The organism is Paenibacillus sp. J31R98 (assembly GCF_056269245.1).
Map to the genome: position 1 here is coordinate 789,067 of NZ_JBWDNO010000001.1, position 20,549 is coordinate 809,615.

Annotated in this window: 18 protein-coding genes; 15 read left to right on the forward strand and 3 right to left on the reverse strand. The window is 52.5% G+C overall.

Going from position 1 to position 20,549, the window contains the following annotated elements; all coding sequences use genetic code 11:
• Nucleotides 1-51: 51 nt before the first annotated feature.
• A complete protein-coding gene (locus AC0YNX_RS03605) occupies nt 52-837 on the reverse strand; it encodes an alpha/beta hydrolase (RefSeq protein WP_475814265.1) in 786 nt (261 codons plus the stop codon).
• A gap of 107 nt (nt 838-944) precedes the next feature.
• On the opposite strand from AC0YNX_RS03605, the gene AC0YNX_RS03610 reads away from it, so the two are divergent.
• From AC0YNX_RS03610 to AC0YNX_RS03620, 3 genes are all read left to right on the forward strand, one after another.
• Nucleotides 945-1,916 carry a serine hydrolase domain-containing protein gene (locus AC0YNX_RS03610; protein ID WP_475814266.1) on the forward strand — a complete coding sequence of 324 codons (972 nt, stop codon included), beginning with the start codon at nt 945-947 and terminating at the stop codon, nt 1,914-1,916.
• 50 nt (nt 1,917-1,966) lie between these two features.
• Nucleotides 1,967-3,724 (forward strand): ABC transporter ATP-binding protein, encoded by a 1,758-nt coding sequence (locus AC0YNX_RS03615; protein ID WP_475814267.1) that lies wholly within the window; start codon nt 1,967-1,969, stop codon nt 3,722-3,724.
• An 83-nt stretch (nt 3,725-3,807) separates the two neighbouring features.
• Nucleotides 3,808-4,611 carry a sugar phosphate isomerase/epimerase family protein gene (locus tag AC0YNX_RS03620; RefSeq protein ID WP_475814268.1) on the forward strand — a complete coding sequence of 268 codons (804 nt, stop codon included), beginning with the start codon at nt 3,808-3,810 and terminating at the stop codon, nt 4,609-4,611.
• Between the two features lie 191 nt (nt 4,612-4,802).
• On the opposite strand, the gene AC0YNX_RS03625 is transcribed toward AC0YNX_RS03620, so the two are convergent.
• Nucleotides 4,803-4,958: a DUF1540 domain-containing protein gene (locus AC0YNX_RS03625; protein ID WP_475814269.1), complete on the reverse strand. Its 156-nt coding sequence runs from the start codon at nt 4,956-4,958 to the stop codon at nt 4,803-4,805.
• A 155-nt stretch (nt 4,959-5,113) separates the two neighbouring features.
• Between AC0YNX_RS03625 and AC0YNX_RS03630 the strand changes: the two genes are divergently transcribed.
• The gene (locus AC0YNX_RS03630; RefSeq protein ID WP_475814270.1) at nt 5,114-6,397 is read left to right on the forward strand and encodes a chloride channel protein; all 1,284 of its coding nucleotides are present in this window, start codon (nt 5,114-5,116) and stop codon (nt 6,395-6,397) included.
• A gap of 39 nt (nt 6,398-6,436) precedes the next feature.
• Here the strand turns inward: AC0YNX_RS03630 and AC0YNX_RS03635 are convergent, their stop codons facing one another.
• Nucleotides 6,437-6,907, reverse strand: a complete 471-nt coding sequence (locus AC0YNX_RS03635; RefSeq protein WP_475814271.1) for a C40 family peptidase — start codon at nt 6,905-6,907, stop codon at nt 6,437-6,439.
• 235 nt (nt 6,908-7,142) lie between these two features.
• On the opposite strand from AC0YNX_RS03635, the gene AC0YNX_RS03640 reads away from it, so the two are divergent.
• The 11 genes from AC0YNX_RS03640 (at nt 7,143) to AC0YNX_RS03690 (ending at nt 20,545) form a co-directional block, all read left to right on the forward strand.
• On the forward strand, nt 7,143-7,676 hold the full coding sequence (locus tag AC0YNX_RS03640; protein ID WP_475814272.1) for a hypothetical protein: 534 nt from the start codon (nt 7,143-7,145) through the stop codon (nt 7,674-7,676).
• A gap of 111 nt (nt 7,677-7,787) precedes the next feature.
• Nucleotides 7,788-7,970 (forward strand): hypothetical protein, encoded by a 183-nt coding sequence (locus AC0YNX_RS03645; RefSeq protein WP_475814273.1) that lies wholly within the window; start codon nt 7,788-7,790, stop codon nt 7,968-7,970.
• Nucleotides 7,971-8,092: 122 nt separating this feature from the next.
• Nucleotides 8,093-8,428 carry a metal-sensitive transcriptional regulator gene (locus tag AC0YNX_RS03650; RefSeq protein ID WP_475814274.1) on the forward strand — a complete coding sequence of 112 codons (336 nt, stop codon included), beginning with the start codon at nt 8,093-8,095 and terminating at the stop codon, nt 8,426-8,428.
• A gap of 134 nt (nt 8,429-8,562) precedes the next feature.
• Nucleotides 8,563-10,785 carry a heavy metal translocating P-type ATPase gene (locus tag AC0YNX_RS03655; RefSeq protein ID WP_475814275.1) on the forward strand — a complete coding sequence of 741 codons (2,223 nt, stop codon included), beginning with the start codon at nt 8,563-8,565 and terminating at the stop codon, nt 10,783-10,785.
• Between the two features lie 24 nt (nt 10,786-10,809).
• The gene (locus AC0YNX_RS03660; protein WP_475814276.1) at nt 10,810-11,007 is read left to right on the forward strand and encodes a copper ion binding protein; all 198 of its coding nucleotides are present in this window, start codon (nt 10,810-10,812) and stop codon (nt 11,005-11,007) included.
• Nucleotides 11,008-11,156: 149 nt separating this feature from the next.
• On the forward strand, nt 11,157-13,091 hold the full coding sequence (locus tag AC0YNX_RS03665) for an ATP-dependent DNA helicase (protein WP_475814277.1): 1,935 nt from the start codon (nt 11,157-11,159) through the stop codon (nt 13,089-13,091).
• Between the two features lie 82 nt (nt 13,092-13,173).
• Nucleotides 13,174-13,899, forward strand: coding sequence for a thioredoxin domain-containing protein (locus AC0YNX_RS03670; protein WP_475814278.1), 726 nt, complete (start codon nt 13,174-13,176; stop codon nt 13,897-13,899).
• Nucleotides 13,896-14,384 carry a disulfide oxidoreductase gene (locus AC0YNX_RS03675; RefSeq protein WP_475814279.1) on the forward strand — a complete coding sequence of 163 codons (489 nt, stop codon included), beginning with the start codon at nt 13,896-13,898 and terminating at the stop codon, nt 14,382-14,384. The genes AC0YNX_RS03670 and AC0YNX_RS03675 overlap by 4 nt, the downstream gene beginning before the upstream one ends.
• Before the next feature lie 478 nt (nt 14,385-14,862).
• Nucleotides 14,863-17,751 (forward strand): 2-oxoglutarate dehydrogenase E1 component, encoded by a 2,889-nt coding sequence (locus AC0YNX_RS03680; protein ID WP_475814280.1) that lies wholly within the window; start codon nt 14,863-14,865, stop codon nt 17,749-17,751.
• A gap of 25 nt (nt 17,752-17,776) precedes the next feature.
• Complete coding sequence (odhB, locus tag AC0YNX_RS03685) at nt 17,777-19,075, forward strand: 2-oxoglutarate dehydrogenase complex dihydrolipoyllysine-residue succinyltransferase (RefSeq protein ID WP_475814281.1); 1,299 nt, start codon at nt 17,777-17,779, stop codon at nt 19,073-19,075.
• A 129-nt stretch (nt 19,076-19,204) separates the two neighbouring features.
• On the forward strand, nt 19,205-20,545 hold the full coding sequence (locus AC0YNX_RS03690) for a deoxyguanosinetriphosphate triphosphohydrolase family protein (RefSeq protein WP_475814282.1): 1,341 nt from the start codon (nt 19,205-19,207) through the stop codon (nt 20,543-20,545).
• Nucleotides 20,546-20,549 lie beyond the last annotated feature (4 nt).

A 20,549-nucleotide genomic window follows, 5' to 3' on the forward strand; every position in this document is an offset into this window, starting at 1 on the left:
GCAGAACTCATCAGTGCGATAAGCACCTGTTCTCTGCGGCTTTGTTTTACTTTATAGAGGCAGCCATTCCAGCACGCGCTGAATTTGCTTATCCCAATAGCCCCACTCATGCTCGCCCGGGCCTTCCTCATAGACGAGCGGCAAGTCTAGCTGCTTCGCATGGTCGCGGAATCGGATGTTATCCTCATAGAGGAAGTCTTCCGTGCCGCAGCATTGGTATAATAAAGGTATAGCTGCACCAGCGCTCGCGCCTGACTCCTGCGCCAAAGTATCCGCGGCAAGGAATAGATTATTCGGCAGCTCATTTACATAATTGTCCGTCCCGAAGACCAGCTTGGCTTCATCCGGCATCCGGTGGATGAAGCTTGCCGCATCGAGCGCGCCGGACAGGCTGGCTGCTGCTGCATATTGCTCGGGCTTATTCAGCGCCAGCTTGAACGCGCCGTAGCCGCCCATGGACAAGCCTGCGACGAAGTTATCTTCTCTGCGGTCCGACAACGGGAAGAAGGAGCGGGCAATCGCCGGCAATTCTTCGCTGATGAAGGTCCAGTACTTGCCGCCAGCTGCCATGTCGGCATAGTAGCTGCGGTGAACGGCTGGCATAACGACGGCAATGCCAAGAGAAGCGACATAGCGCTCGATCGAAGTGCGGCGAAGCCAGATCGAGTGGTCATCGGACATGCCGTGCAGCAGAAATAACGTGCGATGCTTCGTTTGTGCAGCAGCACCTTTCGAATCCATGCCGATTTGGGAAGGGGCAGATTGTGGCAGAATCACATTCATGGATGTGGAAAGTCCGAGTGTTTCCGAGAAGAAATCACATTGAATAAGTGCCATAATGGTCGCAGAGCCTCCTGGACAGATATGTAATCAGTAATCGCTGAAATCTACTCTATTGTACACACAATACAAATAAACTTAAACGAATAAGTGAGGCACGATCTATGAATCAGATTTCATACAGCGCCCCGCAGGGCTTGCTAACAGATGAACTGCAAGAGCAGCTGCGAGCTTGGAAGATAAAAGATGTCATCTTGCTCCAAGGCGGCCAGTTGCTATGGGAATGGCATGACAAAGGCGTTGATCGCATCGGAGCCGTCTATTCCGTTACGAAGAGCATCTTATCGGCACTGATCGGTATCGCTCTTGATCAAGGAGGGATCGAGAGTATCGAGACGCCAATTAGCCGCTATTTTCCGCGAATCGAACGAGATGAGGATGAGCGTAAGCGTGCCATTACAATCAAGCATCTGCTTACCATGACCTCCGGAATCGAATGGCCGGAATTTGATAAACCGTATTGGCAGATGAAGCGCATGGACGACCCTGTATCCTTCATACTCGCTCAGCCGATGGAGCATGAGCCGGGAGCTGCTTTCGCTTACAATTCCGGCGGTTCGCATCTATTATCTGCGATATTGACGCAGGCGAGCGGGATGTCCACGTTCGAATATGCAGATCGAATGCTGTTCAAGAAGCTCGCATTCCGGCGGCCAAGATGGAACAGCGATGCTGCGGGCATCCACGAAGGCGGAGTGGGACTTCATCTGACTGTAGCGGATATGGCGAAGTTCGGTCAGCTGTATCTGCAAGGCGGACGGTGGGAAGGCGAGCAGGTGGTTCCAGAATCGTGGGCAGCCGTATCGACAGCGTCGCATCACAAAGGATTCTCGCATTACGAGCCTCCGATATTCGGGGAGTACGGCTACCACTGGTGGGTATCCTCGCAGGCGCATAACGGGGTGGTCGACTTCTATTTTGCCAAAGGATACGGTGGTCAATATATTGCGATTGTGCCCTCCCTTGAGCTCGTCGCGGCAATACGCAAGGAGCCGGAAGGCAAGAGCAGCGCCATCTACGCCAAGCAGCTGCTGCTGGAGACAATCGTCCCTTTCTGTTCATCTTCCGTTCATTAAACGGTGATAAGCTCTCACTCATAACGCCAATGGAAGGACAGGATGAAGACATGGAAGAGAAAGAATCCCAAGGAAATTGGAAGCAGCTGCTGAGGCTGATCGCGAGGACGAAGCCCTCAAAAGCATTAATTATATTCGCCATTATCATGAGCTTGGCGGGAACGGCTGTCTCGCTCATCATTCCGCTCTTCACGAAGAATCTCGTTGACGGATTCTCGATAAGCAATCTGAGCTGGAAACAGATCGCCGCGTTCGGCGGAATCTTCGTCCTACAGGCAGTTGTCAGCGGCTTCTCCAGTTACATGTTGAACGTAGCGGGCCAGCGCATCGTCGCGAATTTGCGGGATCGGCTGTGGAAGAAGCTGCTGGTGCTTCCGATACCGTACTATGACAGCAATCGGACCGGGGAAACGATCAGCCGCATGACGAACGATACAGGCATTGTGAAGCAGCTGATCGCAGAGAATCTAACGAATTTCTTATCCGGCATCATAAGCGTAATCGGGTCGGTCATTGTTCTGTTCTATATGGATTGGCAGATGACATCAGTCATGCTTGCCGTTATCCCGGTTGCGGCGCTGTTCATGGTTCCGCTCGGCAGGCAGATGTATCTTATCTCCAAAGGGCTGCAGAAGGAGACGGCTTCCTTCACCACGACGCTTACACAGGTGCTCTCCGAAGTGCGTCTTGTGAAGTCGATGAATGCGGAGCGCAGAGAATATGCGGCAGGCAGCAAATGGATTCAGAGCTTGTACCGATTCGGGGTCAAGGAAGCGAAGGTGCAAGCATTAATTGCGCCGCTGATGTACTTTGTCATGATGATGCTGCTAGTCGTCATTATCGGCTACGGCGGCATGCGCGTTGCGTCAGGTGCGCTTAGCGCAGGCGAATTAGTCGCCTTTATCCTGTACTTAATTCAGATCGTGATGCCAATGACGCAGATTACGACGTTCTTCACGCAGTTCAAGAAGACGGTCGGCGCAACAGAGCGGATCAGTACCATCCTCGATTCGCCAGAGGAGGATCACGAGCAAGGGAAACCGGTCAGCATGGCGGCACAACCTATTACGCTGAACAGCCTCGGCTTCGCTTACGGCACTGGTGAGCCCGTATTGACCGATCTTGATTTCCGCGTCGAGCCAGGCACGGTAACGGCGATTGTCGGACCGAGCGGCGGCGGCAAAACAACGCTGTTCTCGCTGCTGGAACGCTATTACGAGCCAACGGGCGGGAGCATCCAATATGGCGGAGAATCGATCGACAATTTCAACCTGCGAGAATGGCGGAGCCAATTCGGGTACGTATCGCAGGAGAGCCCATTAATCGCAGGCACGATTCGGGAAAATATTTGCTACGGCATCGAACATGACGTTAACGATGATAAGCTTATGAAGGCAGCCGAAATGGCTTACGCGCATACATTCATCAGCGAGCTGCCGGAAGGTTATGATACAGAGGTTGGCGAGCGAGGCATTAAATTATCAGGCGGGCAGCGGCAGCGGATTGCCATTGCACGGGCGCTGCTGCGGGATCCGAAGATTCTGATGCTTGACGAAGCAACTTCGGCTCTGGACAGCAAGTCCGAGGTCGTTGTACAGGAGGCGCTCAAGAATCTGATGGCTGGCCGCACGACACTTGTTATCGCTCACAGGCTGTCAACAGTCGTCGATGCAGACCAAATTATTTTTGTCGAGAAGGGTAAGCTGACGGGGAGCGGTACTCATGAGGAGCTGCTGGCAACACACCCGCTATATCGGGAGTTTGCAACGCAACAATTGCGATTACAAAGTGTAGAAATCGTAGAATAAGCGTAGTCACGGTGGACTTGCAGCGTGTATAGTGGTAGCTGCACCAAATTATAACGGTATTAGACTTTAGGAGGAAAAAGCTCTTGCAAACGAAATTTTTGAAACCTCTATGGGGTATGGAAGGCACTTACCGTGAGATGTTTACCCGTATTCAAGCAGCAGGCTTTGACGGGATTGAAACACCAATGCCGGATGTGGCTGAAGAATCGGAGTTTAAAGAGCTTCTTCAAGAGTTCGGTCTTGATTTCGTACCACAGATCTTCACAGGCGGCTCTGATCATGCTGCAAGCTTCCAAGAGCAAGTGGAACGCGCCGTATCGTTCAAACCGCTGTTCGTGAACTCGCATAGCGCACGTGACTTCATGACATTCGAGCAGCAAGTAGACTTCTTCACGAAGGCACTTGCAGTTGAGCGTTCGACAGGCCTGATGGTCGGTCACGAAACACACCGCCAGCGCGCGATGTTCACGCCTTGGACGACAGCTCGTTTGCTCGAAGCTCTGCCTGAGCTGAAGCTGACGGCAGATTTCAGCCACTGGACATGCGTATGTGAATCGCATCTGGAAGACAATCAAGCGGATATCGCGCTTGCCGTTTCCCGCACGCTGCACATCCACGCTCGCGTTGGCTATGCAGAAGGTCCGCAAGTTCCGGATCCATCGGCGCCGGAATATGCAACTGAAGTTGCATTGTTCGAGGGCTGGTGGAAGCAGATGATCCAAGCTCGCGCCGCACAAGGTCAAGAATTCGCTTATGTTGCGCCAGAATTCGGCCCTCCAGGCTACCTGCATACATTGCCGCACACGAATGTGCCGGTTGCAGACCTGTGGGAAGTCAACGATTGGATCTACAGACGTTTCCGTGAAAATGTGAAGCAGTGGGTTTAATCGAATTCGAGATGAAAATCGAAATCGGATAATTCCATTCTCAATGATAATTATTATCACTGTTGGTTATACTACGGTATAGAGACAGGATGAGCCGCCTTTCTCACAAGGCGGCTCATTGTTTTTGAACGAAGCTTTTGCCGTAGGGACGGCGACAACCGTACAGTCACCCTGAAACGAATGTGAACAAGTTAAATTTTCGGCTCGAAGGTTTTGCAATCTGTCTCATCCGAATTCTTCGCGTTCTGACCGCGATTGTTCACGACATAGATGGACGATGCATTGCAGTTGTTGCCTGCAGCCCAGTGCTTGCAGGAATTCACTTCACACAGTACGTCTTTTGCCATAGTTAGATCACCTCCATTCTTAACTAGGATGGACGTTTTAGCATGCCTTTTATACCCTATACGAGAAGTTTATTGCCGATGTCATATTGTAAGGACTATGATGGGAATAACGGTTTCTGGTAGAAAGGTACGAAAGGTAAGAGGGCGAGCATGCAATGCGTACAATTGTAAAATGGGTCTTATATGGTTTGGTAGCCGGGGTATTAACCGGTTCATCGTCTGCGCTGTTCTTAGCTGGGCTTGATGCTGTGACGGATGTGCGAGAGGCGCATGCATGGCTACTGTTTCTTCTCCCGTTGGCCGGAGCGGCGGTCAGCTATTGGTACTTGAAGCGAGGCGGAGCTGCTTCGCGCGGCAACAATCTGATTGTAGAGCAGATTCGAAGTGTGCAATCGGATAAGGCGGAACGCGTACCGCTGCGGATTGCGCCTATGATCTTGCTTGGCACTTGGGTGACGCATCTGTTCGGCGGATCGGCAGGACGCGAAGGAACGGCTGTTCAGATGGGGGGCAGTCTAGCTGATCTTGCTTCACGATTCTTGCGAGCGAATGATGCAGATCGGCGGATTCTATTGTTATGCGGGATCAGCGGCGGCTTCGGAGCCGTATTCGGTACTCCGCTCGCCGGGGCTGTATTCGCGCTTGAAGTGGTTACGATGGGAAGGGCAATCGTCTACAAGGCGATCATCGCTGTCGTCATTGCGGCGTTCGTAGGAGATTGGCTAACGCGTGCACTTGGCATCAAGCATCTGTCTTACAGCATGGGCGGCATTCCGCCATTCTCTCTGCTTCTGCTCTTGAAAGTGGCAGCATCAGCGATCTGTTTCGGCTTGATGAGCTGGCTGTTCGTACTGGGAATCAAGAAGCTGAAGATTGCCTTGGGCTACTTCGTGCCTTATGCTCCTACAAGAAGCTTCATCGGCGGTACTGCCGTGATTGCGCTTGTCTATATTGCTGGAACGCGGACTTATCTGGGATTAAGCTTGCCCTTGCTCGTACAGTCGTTTCATGAGCAGCTGCCTTCTGTTGATTTCGTCTGGAAGAGCGTATTTACCATCGTTACGCTCGGTTCGGGCTATATGGGAGGGGAGGTTACGCCGCTCTTCGTCATCGGAGCCGCGCTCGGCAATGCGCTCGCGCCATTGCTGCATCTAAGCGTTCCGTTCCTCGCCGGGCTCGGCTTGATAGCCGTATTCGCTGGGGCAGCTAACACGCCCTTGGCTTGCGTCGTGCTTGGTTATGAGCTGTTCGGCGGCGCAGGGATCGGTTACATGATCCTTGTTTGCCTGATCAGCTATATGTTCTCCGGCCATGCCGGCATCTACGAATCGCAGCTGCTCGGCGTGCAGAAGCCGCGCTTTCTCATTCGAGTGCCTGGCGCGGGGCTGTTGCTTGATCGCGCCAACGCAAAAAAGAAGGGAAGAACCGCTCCTCAATAGAGCGATTCTTCCCTTCTTTGCATAATTGCATGAATTGCATTAGACGCGGCGTGCAGTTGTATAGTGCTGGCTCCACCAACCGGATTTAAGGCTGGAGACAACAACGCCAGGCTTGCCGTAAGTATGCAGGATTTTACCGTTTCCGATATAGATCGCAACATGGTGAATGGGCTTGTAGAAGAAGACCAAGTCGCCTGGCTTCAGGTTGCTGCGGCTTACAAACGAACCAACCTTGGATTGGTTCTTTGAAGAACGAGGCAGAGTGATGCCATACTTCTTGTACACATATTTCGTAAATGAAGAGCAATCGAATACACGAGTTGTGCTTGTCGAAGCGTCGAATTTATATGGTGTTCCCAAATACTTCTTGCCTGTGCTGATGATGCCTGACGCTTTGGAAGCTGATGTTGCATGTGCCGGCGTTGCTTGCAGCGCCACTGTGCCGCCCATTAATAGTGAAAAACTAAGTGTTACGCTCATTGCAAGTTTGCTCATGTTTGTCTTTTTCATAATTGTTCCCCCATTAGTTGTTTTGCGGTAGGACAAAATGACCTAAAGCCACTATAGCACATGAAATATTCCCATCATTTACTTGGTAAGCGGATTCTTAAGCAATTTCAAGGGGTCCAAGCGTTGTATGAGATTTCGATTAGAAAATTTTCATCGAGCGAATATTGACAGTGGTAGCCGAATACTATCATGGAATGATGTGCAAAGTTAGGCGGATAAAGGAGCGTCTTGTGCGATGGATTACTTCTATTATGGCAGCATTGCCATGATCCTTGGCTTGTCCGGTTATTCCATCGTTCGTACGCGGCAGAGAAGCGCAAAGCTGAGCTGTATGGCGGGCATGATGATTGCGATGACGATTGCGATGATGGCTAGCGTAGCGGTCGGCACGATTATCGGAATCCTCTATCCGCATGACCTGACTTCACCAACCGTGCTTGCAGTCCTGCTTGGCATCGTGTGCGGATATATGGCGGGCAAACCGATCAGCGCGATGGCGGCGCTTGACGGTATGCTTGCTGGCATTATGGGCGGCATGATGGGAGCAATGCTGGGTGTTATGCTTGGCACCCATCCGGAGATGATGGCGGCGTTCATTGACGTGGTCTTTCTGTTCATTCATGTCGTGCTGCAGCAGCTCATTCGCGAAGAATCGCAAGGCGCGGGGGAACAAGCTTCGGCCAAGGTGAAGGAGACGATGCTGTTTCATCCTTATGTATTCGCCTTTGGCATTTTCATACTGGCAGCCGTGTTTCTCTATCAAATCTGAAGGTTTAGGCGAATGTGCCCGAATTAATGTCTCCCGGTCAAACACCCAATCCATCAGCCCCTTCTGTACATAGGTTAAAGAGTATTCAATACTCCAGGAGGTGCAATGCTAATGTCTGGTCATGTAGGTGGAGCTTTCACGAGCGCTGGTGTGATTCTTGTACTTTTCATTCTGCTCGTTATCGTAATCTGTGGCTGCGTCGGCGGAGTAGGCGGAGGTCACGGCGGCTATGGTCCTGGTAATATGCCAGGGAACGTCGCTGGTGTCGCAAGCCCAGGTCCTTACAAATACTAATATGACAAAGCGGGGAGGTGCCTCGCAGGCCTTTGGAGGGTCTGCACGGCACCTCTTCTTTTTGCTTGGTTGTATACCCCCAGGTGGTATGGTATAGTTCGAATCAAAAGGAGGTGCGCGTTATGGAGCATAAGGAAGAAGTCGCTTGTGAAGGCCACCAGCATGGTAGTTCGGATGGGCATCGGAAGAGCGCGCATTCGGACGAGGTCAAGAACAAGCTCATTACGCGGCTTAATCGGATCGAAGGCCAGATTCGCGGGCTGAAAGGGCTGATCGAGAAGGATACGTACTGCGATGATGTGCTCAATCAGATTGCCGCGGCGCAGTCTGCGCTGAACAGCGTAGGGAAGCTGCTGCTGGAGCATCATATGAACAGCTGTGTAGTAGACCGCATTCAGCAGGGCGATCATGATGTCGTGAAAGAGCTGCTGGTTACGATGAACAAGCTGATGAAATAAGATCCTGCGAGCATGCATGCACCTATGTGCGCAGGGTCAATTTTTCGCCTATTGAAATACCCCCGTGGGGTATGTTAAGGTGGTAATAAGATATACCCCTAAGAGGTATATGAAAGGCGAAAGGGATTGAGAGCATGGCGACGACGCAGAAGACGACGCTTCAAATTAGCGGCATGACATGCGCTTCATGTGCATCGCGCATCGAACGAGGACTATCGCGTATGGATGGTGTAACAAGCGCTTCGGTTAACCTGACAATGGAAACCGCGAGCGTAGAATATAATCAGGCGGTCGTTGAGGTGGCAGATGTCATCACGAAGGTCGAGGGGCTTGGATTCCAAGCGGAGGTGAAGCGGGAGTCGAAGTCGCCGGCAGAGCTGCGCCAAGCAGATATCCGCAAGCTGCGTAATCGGCTGTTCATCTCCGCGTTGTTATCCTTACCGCTGCTGCTGGCGATGGCGGGCCACTTCACCTTCACGGATTTCATTCCGCTGCCCGAGTGGCTGATGAACCCATGGTTCCAGCTCGCGCTGGCAACGCCCGTTCAATTCTATATTGGTGGACCGTTCTACATAGGGGCATTCAAAGCAGTGCGTGGACGAAGCGCGAATATGGACGTTCTTGTCGCGATGGGAACGTCCGCTGCTTACTTCTACAGCCTCTATGAAACGGTGGCATCCATCGGCGGCGGCATGCATACGTTGGAACTGTACTATGAAACAGGCGCGCTGCTGATTACTTTCCTGCTGCTTGGGAAGCTGCTTGAGGCCATGGCGAAGGGTCGATCATCGAGAGCGATTAGTGCTCTGATCGGGCTGCGAGCGAAGACGGCTACCGTCATTCGGACAGGAGAGGAGCTCGTTGTTCCGGTTGAATCTGTCTTGCTCGGTGACATCGTGATCGTTAAGCCAGGGGAGCGGATCGCCGTGGACGGAGTCGTTACGGAAGGCAGCTCTTCCGTTGACGAATCGATGTTGACTGGCGAAAGCATTCCAGTCCTGAAGGGCGAAGGCGATCCCGTTATCGGTGCGACTGTGAACGGTACGGGCACTATGCGCGTACGTGCCACGAAAGTGGGTCAAGACACGGTGCTCGCGCAAATCATTCGAATCGTCGAAGAGGCGCAAGGGTCCAAAGCGCCGATTCAGCGCATAGCGGATGTCATCTCCAGCGTGTTCGTTCCGATCGTGATCGGCCTCGCTCTGATTACGTTCCTCAGCTGGCTGTTCTTCATCGAGCCGGGCGAGCTCGGCACGGCGCTGCGCGTTGCCATCGCCGTGCTCGTCATCGCTTGCCCGTGCGCGCTTGGACTGGCAACGCCGACCTCGATTATGGCTGGCTCCGGCCGGGCGGCTGAGCTCGGCATTCTGTTCAAGGGCGGAGAGCATCTCGAACGTGCGCATCGGATCGATGCGGTATTGCTCGACAAGACAGGGACAGTGACCGAGGGAAAGCCGGTGCTCACTGGCTTCAAGGTTGAAGCTGGCTTCGAAGCGAGCCAGAGCCAGCTGCTTAGCTGGATTCGAACGGCCGAGAGCAGCTCGGAGCACCCGCTCGCAGGAGCGATTGTGAGCGGCCTTGCCGAGCAAGGTATCGAGGCGGCGGCTGGCGGAGCTGAGCAATTTCGTGCAGTGCCGGGCTATGGGATTGAAGCCATTGTCGATGGACGTGTGATCGTTATCGGTACACGGCGATATCTTGGGATGCATCAAGTTGAAGTCGAGGCTTCGGCGCTTGCAGAAGTATCCAAGCTTGAAGAGAGCGGCCAGACCGTCGTGCTGGCTGCGGTTGACGGCGTCTATGCGGCTAGCTTGGCTGTCGCCGATACGGTGAAGCCAACCTCGCGAGCAGCAGTCGCCGCATTGAAGCAGCTGGGGCTTAAGGTAATGCTCATCACCGGAGACAATGCCGCTACGGCGCATGCAATTGCGAAGCAAGCAGGGATTGATCAGGTGCTTGCCGAAGTGTTACCCGAAGGCAAGGCGGATCAAGTTAAAGCGCTGCAGCAGCAAGGCATGAAAGTCGCGATGGTCGGCGACGGCATTAACGACGCGCCTGCGCTCGCGACTGCAGACGTCGGGATGGCGATGGGCACGGGCACCGATGTGGCCATGGAGGCAGCAGATATTACGCTGATGCGCGGGGACTTAAGCAGCATTGCAGAAGCCATCGCAATCAGCCGCAAGACGATGGTCAATATTAAACAGAATTTATTCTGGGCGCTTGCCTATAATGCAATTGGCATTCCAATCGCGGCAGCTGGCCTGCTGGCCCCTTGGGTAGCGGGAGCAGCGATGGCGCTCAGCTCCGTATCCGTTGTTCTTAGCTCGCTGCGACTGCAGCGTTTTGGACGATAAATTTCATAAGAGGAGTTGTAACTCATGACAAGCACGATTCAAGTAAAAGGCATGTCCTGCCAGCATTGCGTAAACAGTATTGAAGGCGCTCTGAAGAAGAAGGACGTCAAGGCTACGGTCGATCTTCCAGCGGGCCGCGTGACGGTTGAGTTCCAGGAGAACCGGATTACAATGGCGCAAATTAAAGAAACGATTGAAGACCAAGGCTTCGACGTTGTATAAGCGAGGAGCCTGCCAAGGGGCGAACGTACTGCGTTCGAACTTGCGGCAGGAGCAGGTAAATGCAGGCTAATCCTACGGGGGATTAGCCTTTTTCGATGTGAATATGCTATGATGAAAGCTTGATCATTGCAACTGGAGGCCTAAAATTCGTGAATCCATACCCGTTTGAATTTGACCCAAAACAGCCATTCGTTCAGCAAGCCAGTGACTGGATCGCGGATGTTTTCTATGAGCGATTGCCAGAGGCAGGCTTTGAGCTTCGGGATGAACAAATTTATATGGCGTTTCAGCTGGAACGCGCGTACAACGAGAAACAGACGATTTTTGCAGAAGCGGGCGTAGGGACGGGCAAGACGTTCGTTTATTTGCTTTATGCGATTAACTATGCCAGATATACACGCAAGCCAGCGATTATCGCATGTGCCGATGAGTCGCTGATTGAGCAGCTTGTGAAGCCGGAGGGCGACATTGCCAAGCTCGCGCAGCACCTCGGCCTTACGATTGATGCAAGGCTCGGCAAATCCATGAACCAGTACATCTGCTTGAACAAGCTGGATGAAGCTCGTGCAGGCTTCGAGGATACGGAGCTGTATGATGAGATGTACAAGACGCTTCCTGACTTCGTGAACAATCCCGGCACGATGAAAGCTTTCTACCCTTACGGTAATCGCAAGGATTACGCGCATCTGACCGATGAGCAATGGGAAGGCGCTGCATGGGATGTGTTCCAGGACTGCCTGGTGTGTAACCGCCGACACCGCTGCGGACAGACGCTCTCTCGCGAGCATTATCGTAAAGCAGCCGATATCATTATCTGCTCGCATGATTTCTATATGGAGCATGTTTGGACCTATGAAGCGCGGAAGCGGGAAGGTCAGATGCCTCTCTTGCCAGAGCATAGCTCGGTCGTGTTCGATGAAGGACATTTGCTGGAGACGGCAGCTCAGAAGGCGCTCACTTATAAACTGAAGCATCGTGTATTCGAGTCAATTATTACTCGTTTGCTGCAAGGGGAAATTCGCGAGGAGCTGGCAGTCGTCATTGATGAGGCGATTGACCAGAGTGAGTATCTGTTCAAGCTGCTTGCCGAGAGCAGTCGTGCAATTGTTGCATCGGATCGCAAAGAAGTCGTCATGTCAGATGAGCTTCTGCGAGAAGTGACTAAGTTCGGCTCTGTCCTTGGTGCAATTGAGGAAGAGCTGGTGTTCGAGAGCGGCATGTACACGATTGATCCGTATCAGCTGACCATTGTTGAAGAGCATATTGAGATGCTCCAAATTGCTCTTAATCTGTTCAAGCAGCCGCAAGGCTTGATCTCTTGGGTGGAAGAGGACCATGAGGGAACCACGCTTGTCATCATGCCGAAGCTTGTGAAAGAGATCCTTAGCGAGCGTGTTTTCTCGAAAAATATGCCGATTGTGTTCTCCTCTGCAACATTGTCGGTCGGCGGTTCATTCGACTATATTGCCGAGAGTATTGGCGTTCAGGACGCACTCTCGTTCTCCGTTGCTTCACCTTACGATTACGCGGAGCAGATGAAGGCAGCTGTAGCGATCACGGACGATCGGTCCTTGAAGCATAAGCTGACGCTAGAGAGATTGCAGCAATCGGAGGGACGGGCACTCATCCTGTTCGCTTCTAAGGAAGATCTCCAGCAGTTCCGTACTGACATTGAGCATATTTCCGGTTATAGCTCGTATCGATTCCTGTTCGAAGGCACATCGGAAATTAGCCATCTGATCTCCGCATTCCAGAATGACGAACCGAGTATTCTATGCGCGGTCACGCTCTGGGAAGGGCTTGATATTCCGGGTCCGTCGCTGTCGCATGTCATCATGTGGTCGCTGCCGTTCCCTCCGAACGATCCGGTATTTGCCGCGAAGCGCAGGGATGCCGAGAAGCCTTTTGAAACCGTAGATATGCCTTATATGCTGCTGCGTCTCAAGCAAGGTATTGGTCGCTTGATTCGTGGACGCGATGATTCGGGCATCATAACGATCTATGGGCAGCAGCTGGCCGAGCAGTCTGTCATGGATCAGGTGGAGCGCATTATGCCGGAAGGCGTACAACTGCAGGTGCTCTAAAGGTGTGCGGAATTGACATCTAGTAAAGCGGACTCTACAATTTATTTATAGAATAGGCTTATAGTGAAGGATGGGAATAACGATGACGCAACCGATGAAGAAATCTGCTTACAAAAGCCAGCGTAAAGCTGAGCAGGAGCGGCTTGAGAAGCAGCGGAAGCTGATGCGCAAGCTGATTTGGGCTACTGGAATTATCGTTATATTAGGAATTGTTGCCGCACTAATTTTCACCCCGAAGTCAGACCCGACTGCGTTCGCGTATGACAAGCTGCCAGTTCTTGGCCAGAAGGATGCACCTGTTAAGATCGTTGAATTCGGCGATTACAAATGCCCGTCCTGCCAATATTTCAGCCAGCAAATCAAGCCGCAATTGGAGAAGGAGTATATTGACACAGGCAAAGTGTCGTTCTACTTCATGAACTTCCCGTTCATCGGCGAAGATTCTCAGACAGCTGCGCTTGCCGCACAGTCGGTGTTCCATCAGAACAATGATGCTTTCTGGAAATACTATGATCTCATTTATAAGAATCAGCAGGACGAGCATACCGCTTGGGCGACTCCGGACTTCCTTATGAAGTTGGCGAAGGACAACTCGCTCCCAATTGACTTTGACAAGCTGCAGTCCGATATTTCGAATGCGACGTACGAGAAGGAAGTCAACTCTGACGCATCGACGGCAAGAGCGGCGAAGATTCAATCGACGCCAACGTTGTTCATTAATGGCAAAGAGTATAAAGGCGAGTTCTCAGACTATCCTTCCCTCAAGAAGGCGATTGACGACGCGCTTGCGGCAGGTACAACCAAATGACGTCTGAATCGCGGGTGTTCGCGTTCTTCAGCAGATATGCGCTCTACTTGGCGTGGGTTGTCTCTATCGTTGCGGTTGGCGGAAGCTTGTATCTAAGCGAAATCATGAAGTTCGTGCCGTGCAATCTGTGCTGGTATCAACGGATCTTCATGTACCCGATTGTGATCCTGCTTGGTGTCGCAAGCTACGGGAACGATCGCAAGATCATCAAATACGTGCTGCCGCTCTCGATCATCGGGGGTTCGATCTCGCTGTATCATTACTTGGAGCAGCAAATTCCCGCGCTTGCGAAAATGCTTCCATGTACGGTCGGCGTGCCATGCAGCGAGGACTATCTGGATTGGTTCGGCGGTTATGTGACGATTCCGTTCCTGGCGCTGATTGCTTTTGTGCTCATTACGGTGCTGCTTATCAACGGGCGCAAGCATGAGGAAGTTAGCTATGAGGATGAAGACGAGGCGGAGTTTGAGTCTGCGGTGAACTAGTATAGCGAATCGTAAGGTTATTGAAAGGCGGCCATTTTGGCCGCCTTTTTGTTTTGCCCGTGAAATGGCAAAGAAGCTGGTCTGGTGGACCGAATTGGAAAACTTTTCCTATTTCATAAGTTGCTACCTCGACTACTAGCTTGCGCATACCCCTCATTGGTGATTTGTCACGGAAATCAGCCGAAGAGGAGTACTACGTACCTCTCGAGGGCGATTTACCTCAGCGTCAAGTGTGCGCATCCGATCTGATTACGCAACTTGAGGCAGCAATTTAACTGAATATTGTGGCTTTTGATGGCTTGATTCGCTGGGAAATAGGAATCAGGGCATTACTTTATGAACTTTACATGGACATTTGCCTATCCATTTGTCCCTACTGGTCAATATCTGCTATCATGTATGGATGGATATACTAAAAGTTAAATTAGTCTGAAATCAGATATTTTTCATCAACATGAGTTGGAGGTAACCGGTCAACATGACAGCAGAGAACAATAGCCTGAAGTCACCGTGGGAGTCCTATTACGGGCCCAACATGGGGTACATTGAAGAAATGTACGAAAACTACCTGCGTAATCCTGAACAAGCCGATCCTGCATTCCGCGATCTCATCGCAAAGTGGGGACCGCCAACGTCCGCCGCAGTTGTAAATGTGGCAGCACCGAGTACTGTAACCGGCGTTTCCGGTTCAAATAACGTACGTGCAATGGACCCTTCTTATCTGAAAAAGATCGTTGATGCCGGCAAGCTTGTGCGGAATATCCGCATGTACGGCCATCTTGCTGCAGATAATGATCCGATTGGACTTGCAGCGCCTGCAGATACAAGGCTGCTTGAGCCAGCGACATTCAATCTGTCCGCTGAAGATCTGGAAGCTATCCCAGCTTCGCTGATTTGGGAAGAAGCACCAGAGTCGATCCGCGACGGTAAGCAAGCGATCGCGCATTTGAAAGAATCGTACACGAAGTCGTTCGGCTTCGAGTTCGGCCACATCCATGATCAAGACGAGCGTCTCTGGCTGCAGCGTCAAGCAGAGATCGGCATGGCGAGCAAGCCGCTGAGCGCGAAAGAGCGCATCGCACTGCTCGATCGTCTCATCCAAGTAGAGCAGTTCGAGACATTCCTGCACCGTGCATTCGTCGGTCAGAAACGGTTCTCAATCGAAGGTACAGACGCACTTGTACCGATTCTGGACGAAATCGTCCGTGAGCTAGCGCATGAAGGCGCTCAGCACGTAATGATGGGGATGGCGCATCGCGGCCGTCTGAACGTTCTGACACATGTTCTTGGCAAGCCATACACGGCGATCTTCTCCGAGTTCCACCACTCGCCGAACAAAGAGAAAGACCTGCTGCCGTCCGAAGGCGCGATGGGCATTAACATCGGCTGGACTGGCGACGTGAAATATCACCTAGGCGCACACCGCTCGGTGAAAGAGAACGAGACCGTTGAGACTCGGATCTCGCTTGCAAACAATCCAAGTCACTTGGAATACGTGAATCCAATCGTTGAAGGCTATACGCGTGCCGCACAGGACAACCGTAAAGAGCCTGGCTATCCGAAGCCGAACTTCGACAGTGCTGCTGCGATTCTGATGCACGGCGACGCTGCTTTTGCCGGTGAAGGCATTGTAGCGGAAACGCTCAACTTCAAGAGTCTTGCAGGCTATGAGAACGGCGGTACCATCCACATTATCGTAAATAACCGATTGGGCTTTACAACAGAGAGCCGCGATTCGCGTTCGACGCATTATGCGAGCGACCTTGCGAAGGGCTACGAAATTCCAATCGTTCATGTTAGCGCCGATGATCCAGAGGCGTGTATTGCTGCGGCACGAATTGCTTGTGAATATCGCCAGAAGTTCCACAAGGACTTCCTGATTGACATGATCGGTTACCGCCGTTACGGCCACAATGAGACGGACGATCCGGAAACAACACAGCCGCTTGTTTATCAGAAGCAGCGTAATCATCCGGTTGTTGCCCGTATCTATGGCGGCAAGCTGAAGGAGAAGGGTCTCCTGACTGATGAACAGATCGAAGCAATGCGCCAGGAAGGGCTATCCAGACTGCAAGCTGCGCTCGATGAAGTCAAGCAGAACGATAAGTCGTTCAAGCAGCCTCGCGTTGATGAAGCAAGCAAGCGCCGCAAGAAAGAGATCGTGACGAGCGTGCCTATGCGTAAGCTTAGCGCGATTAACGAGGAGCTCTTGAAGTGGCCAGAAGGCTTCAAAGTCAATGAGAAGCTGGAGCGTATCTTGAAACGCCGTGCAACTGCGCTTGACAAAGACGGCAAGGTCGATTGGGGCTTGGCAGAGACGCTTGCATTCGCAACAATTCTGTCAGATGGCACACCAATCCGTCTAAGCGGACAAGATTCAGAGCGTGCAACATTCGCGTTCCGTAACATCGTTCTTCATGACGTTGAGAACAACAATACGTTCTCGCCACTGCACAAGCTGCCGCAAGCGAACGCTTCGTTCGCGGTGCACAACAGCCCGCTGGCTGAAGCATCCGTACTTGGCTTCGATTATGGATATAACGTGTTTTCGCCGGAAACACTTGTTATTTGGGAGGCACAGTATGGTGACTTTGCCAACTGTGCGCAAGTTATTATTGACCAGTTCATTACAGCAGGCCGTGTAAAATGGTCGCAGAAGTCCGGTCTCATGATGCTTCTGCCGCATGGTTACGAAGGACAAGGTCCAGAGCACTCCAGCGCGCGGTTTGAACGCTTCCTGCAGCTTGCTGCGGAAGATAACCTGACAATCGTGAACCTGAGCTCGGCAGCGCAATACTTCCATTTGCTGCGTCGTCAAGCTGCGATTATCAATACAGATGAAGCTCGTCCGCTTATCGTGATGGCGCCTAAGAGCTTGATCCGTAATCCGTCTGTCGCTTCCGATCCGTCGGAATTCAGCAACGGCAACTTCAAGCTTGTGCTTGAGCAGCCTGGTCTTGGCAAGAAGCCGGAGCAAGTTGAGCGCCTGATCTTCTGTACGGGTAAAGTTTCGATTGACCTCGAGACTGCGCTTGAATTGAAGGAAGGACAAGCACCGGATCAATGGAACTGGCTGCACATCGTTCGACTGGAACAGCTGTATCCGTTCCCGAAAACGGACGTAGAGCAAATCATCAGACGCTTCCCGAACTTGAAAGAAGTGATCTGGGTCCAAGAAGAGCCGCAAAACATGGGCGCTTGGAACTATGTCGAGCCGCGTATCCGCGCTCGCGTAACGAGTCAAACGAATGTCCGCTACATTGGCCGTCCGAAACGGTCGAGCCCAGCGAGCGGCTTCCAATATGTTCATAACATGGAGCAGCAGCGGATTGTTAGCGTCGCGCTGAACCGCAGCACGTTAAACTAGTACATCACAGAACAGGAGAACAGCCATGAGTGAAGTTAAAGTTCCCGAAATGGGCGAATCTATCGTAGAAGGCACGATCTCGAAGTGGCATGTCAAAGTTGGCGACAGCGTAAATGTCGGCGACGTATTGGCAGAGCTTGAAACAGATAAAGTCAACATTGAAATTAGCGCAGAGCAAGCAGGTGCGGTTGAGCAATTGCTTCGCGGCGAAGGAGAAACAGTAGCCGTTGGCGAGACGATCGCGACGATCGGCAGCGGTTCAGGTGCAGCAGCACCTGCAGCACCTGCGGCAGCGCCTGCAGAAGCTCCGGCACCTGCAGCGGCAGCTCCAATGTCACCATTCAATGATCCAGCGGCAGCGCCTGCTCCTGCGGCACCTGTAGCGCCTGTTGTTCCACCTGCGCCAGCGTCGACGTCTGCTGTTGATGTTTCGGCTACGCCGGCTGCTCGCAAACTTGCGAGAGAGCGCGGCATTGACCTCACTCAAGTGCAAACACTTGATCCGATGGGTCGCGTTAACCAAGGCGATATTCAAGCACACGCTACGGGCGCCGTGAAAGCACCAGCAGCACCAAGCGCAGCTCCAGCAGCGGCACCAGCGGCTGCAGCTACGGAGTTCGGCAAGCCTGTTGACCGCCGCAAAATGTCTCGCCGTCGCGCGACAATTGCGAAACGTCTCGTGGAAGCACAGCAAACAGCGGCGATGCTGACAACGTTCAACGAAGTTGACATGACGGCGATTCTGGAAGTTAGAAAGCGCCGGAAAGATGCTTTCAAAGAGAAGCATGACATCGGTCTTGGCTTCATGTCCTTCTTCACGAAGGCAGTAATCGGCGCGCTCAAAGCATTCCCGCTGCTGAACGCTGAGATCCAAGGCGACGAAATCGTCGTGAAGCAGTTCTACGACATCGGTATCGCAGTATCCGCGAAGGAAGGTCTCGTAGTTCCTGTCGTGCGTGACGCGGATCGTATGAGCTTCGCTCAAATTGAGAAATCCATTGCTGATGTGGCTGGCAAAGCGCGTGCGAACACGCTTGGCCTGAATGATCTGCAAGGCGGAACATTCACGATTACGAACGGCGGCGTCTTCGGCTCCTTGCTGTCAACGCCTATCTTGAATGCGCCGCAAGTCGGCATTCTCGGCATGCACAAGATTCAAGTGCGCCCTGTCGCAATCGACGATACACGCATGGAGAACCGTCCGATGATGTACATCGCGCTTTCATACGATCACCGTATCGTTGACGGCTCTGAGGCAGTACGCTTCCTCGTAACGGTGAAAGCATTGCTCGAAGATCCGGAAGCGCTCCTTCTAGAGGGTTAATCCTTATGACTGAAACCTTACTTGCTCACGTTAGGACTTATGTCCCGATACGTCAGCTCGTAAGGTTTTTTATTTGCGAAAGCCGAACATTCACCATAGAATAAGGGTAAGACCGAGCAAACGGAGGGGATGCAGATGCAGAATAACGTTCGAAAAATGCGGCTGTTTGATCATGAGAATATCCACTCTAGCGATGATCGGGATGAGTATGAGAAGGATTATGCGCGCCTTATCCAGTCACCGGCTTTCCGGCGTCTGCAGGGCAAATCGCAAGTGTTCGGCGCTGGATCGGGCGATTATTACCGGACACGATTGACTCATTCGCTTGAAGTGTCCCAAATTGCGCGAGAGGTTGCGCGCAAGCTAGGGAAGAGTTACGCGTTTCTGGCGAAGAAGGAGCATCCCGGCTTGATGCTGGACCCGGAAGTGGTCGAGTGCGCATCACTTGCGCATGACCTTGGTCATCCTCCTTTTGGCCATAAAGGGGAAGAAGTGCTCAATGAGCTGCTCCAAGCAGATTGCGGCTTGAAATACGAAGGGAATGCGCAGAATTATCGCATTCTGATGTTTCTGGAGAAACGCGCAGGCAGCGACAGCGGTCTTGATCTGACGGCAGCCGTGCTCCTAGCGATTAATAAATATCCGTTCTGCATCGAAGATCCAGGCAGGCTGAAGGGCGTCTACAGCATGGAGTGGGAAGGCATTCTCTCCCTGCGCCAGAAGTGGGGCATGCCGGAGGGCTGCGCAACGCTAGAAGCGCAGCTCATGGATCTGTGCGACGACATCGCGTACTCCACGCATGACATTGAAGATGGTATTCGGGCTGGCAAGATCCAGATGAATACGAACTTGTTCGAGGATGATCGGCTCGTCGCGAACATCATGCAGGAGATCGAGAATGACCCTGGGAACGCAGTGATGCGCTGGGACCAAGTTGATCTGAAGCAGATGGTGAAGCAAGCGCTCCATCATTATTTGCAGCAATGGGAATCCATCTACGTGGAATGCGGCAGGGAGCCATCGCGCACACGCCGAGAGATGAAAGCACGGTGGGTACGCAAGTTCGTGAGCGGCGTAGGCATTATCGACGATCCTGCGACGGGCTGGAAGCGAGTCACGTTCATTCGCGACGGCTCGCAGGATATGGAGCTTCTGCGCACAATGGAGATTCTGAAGAAGCTGGCCTGGGTGACGCTGATCAAGGATTTTCGCGTTCAGCGGCTGCACAAGCGCAGTGAGATTATGATCACTCGGCTCTGGGACAGCTTCAAGCACCCGGACTCAGGACGGCTTATACTGCCCCCAGACTGGCTCGAGAGCTATGAGCGGCAGAAAGGCAAGTGGCGGTGGGAGCGAATGGTGTCCGACTATATTGCAGGCATGACGGATGCGTATGCGGAGAAGGTGTATGCAGAGTTTTATGCAGGCGGGTCGGGTACCAAATGGGGAAGTTTGTATGATCGAGATTAGCAAC

Bases quoted from the DNA above. Each gene is read 5' to 3' on its own strand.
- AC0YNX_RS03605 (WP_475814265.1), bottom strand. From the start codon at position 837: ATGGCACTTATTCAATGTGATTTCTTCTCGGAAACACTCGGACTTTCC.
- AC0YNX_RS03610 (WP_475814266.1), top strand. From the start codon at position 945: ATGAATCAGATTTCATACAGCGCCCCGCAGGGCTTGCTAACAGATGAA.
- AC0YNX_RS03615 (WP_475814267.1), top strand. From the start codon at position 1,967: ATGGAAGAGAAAGAATCCCAAGGAAATTGGAAGCAGCTGCTGAGGCTG.
- AC0YNX_RS03625 (WP_475814269.1), bottom strand. From the start codon at position 4,958: ATGGCAAAAGACGTACTGTGTGAAGTGAATTCCTGCAAGCACTGGGCT.
- AC0YNX_RS03630 (WP_475814270.1), top strand. From the start codon at position 5,114: ATGCGTACAATTGTAAAATGGGTCTTATATGGTTTGGTAGCCGGGGTA.
- AC0YNX_RS03635 (WP_475814271.1), bottom strand. From the start codon at position 6,907: ATGAAAAAGACAAACATGAGCAAACTTGCAATGAGCGTAACACTTAGT.
- AC0YNX_RS03640 (WP_475814272.1), top strand. From the start codon at position 7,143: ATGGATTACTTCTATTATGGCAGCATTGCCATGATCCTTGGCTTGTCC.
- AC0YNX_RS03645 (WP_475814273.1), top strand. From the start codon at position 7,788: ATGTCTGGTCATGTAGGTGGAGCTTTCACGAGCGCTGGTGTGATTCTT.
- AC0YNX_RS03650 (WP_475814274.1), top strand. From the start codon at position 8,093: ATGGAGCATAAGGAAGAAGTCGCTTGTGAAGGCCACCAGCATGGTAGT.
- AC0YNX_RS03655 (WP_475814275.1), top strand. From the start codon at position 8,563: ATGGCGACGACGCAGAAGACGACGCTTCAAATTAGCGGCATGACATGC.
- AC0YNX_RS03660 (WP_475814276.1), top strand. From the start codon at position 10,810: ATGACAAGCACGATTCAAGTAAAAGGCATGTCCTGCCAGCATTGCGTA.
- AC0YNX_RS03670 (WP_475814278.1), top strand. From the start codon at position 13,174: ATGACGCAACCGATGAAGAAATCTGCTTACAAAAGCCAGCGTAAAGCT.
- AC0YNX_RS03675 (WP_475814279.1), top strand. From the start codon at position 13,896: ATGACGTCTGAATCGCGGGTGTTCGCGTTCTTCAGCAGATATGCGCTC.
- AC0YNX_RS03680 (WP_475814280.1), top strand. From the start codon at position 14,863: ATGACAGCAGAGAACAATAGCCTGAAGTCACCGTGGGAGTCCTATTAC.
- odhB (WP_475814281.1), top strand. From the start codon at position 17,777: ATGAGTGAAGTTAAAGTTCCCGAAATGGGCGAATCTATCGTAGAAGGC.
- AC0YNX_RS03690 (WP_475814282.1), top strand. From the start codon at position 19,205: ATGCAGATGCAGAATAACGTTCGAAAAATGCGGCTGTTTGATCATGAG.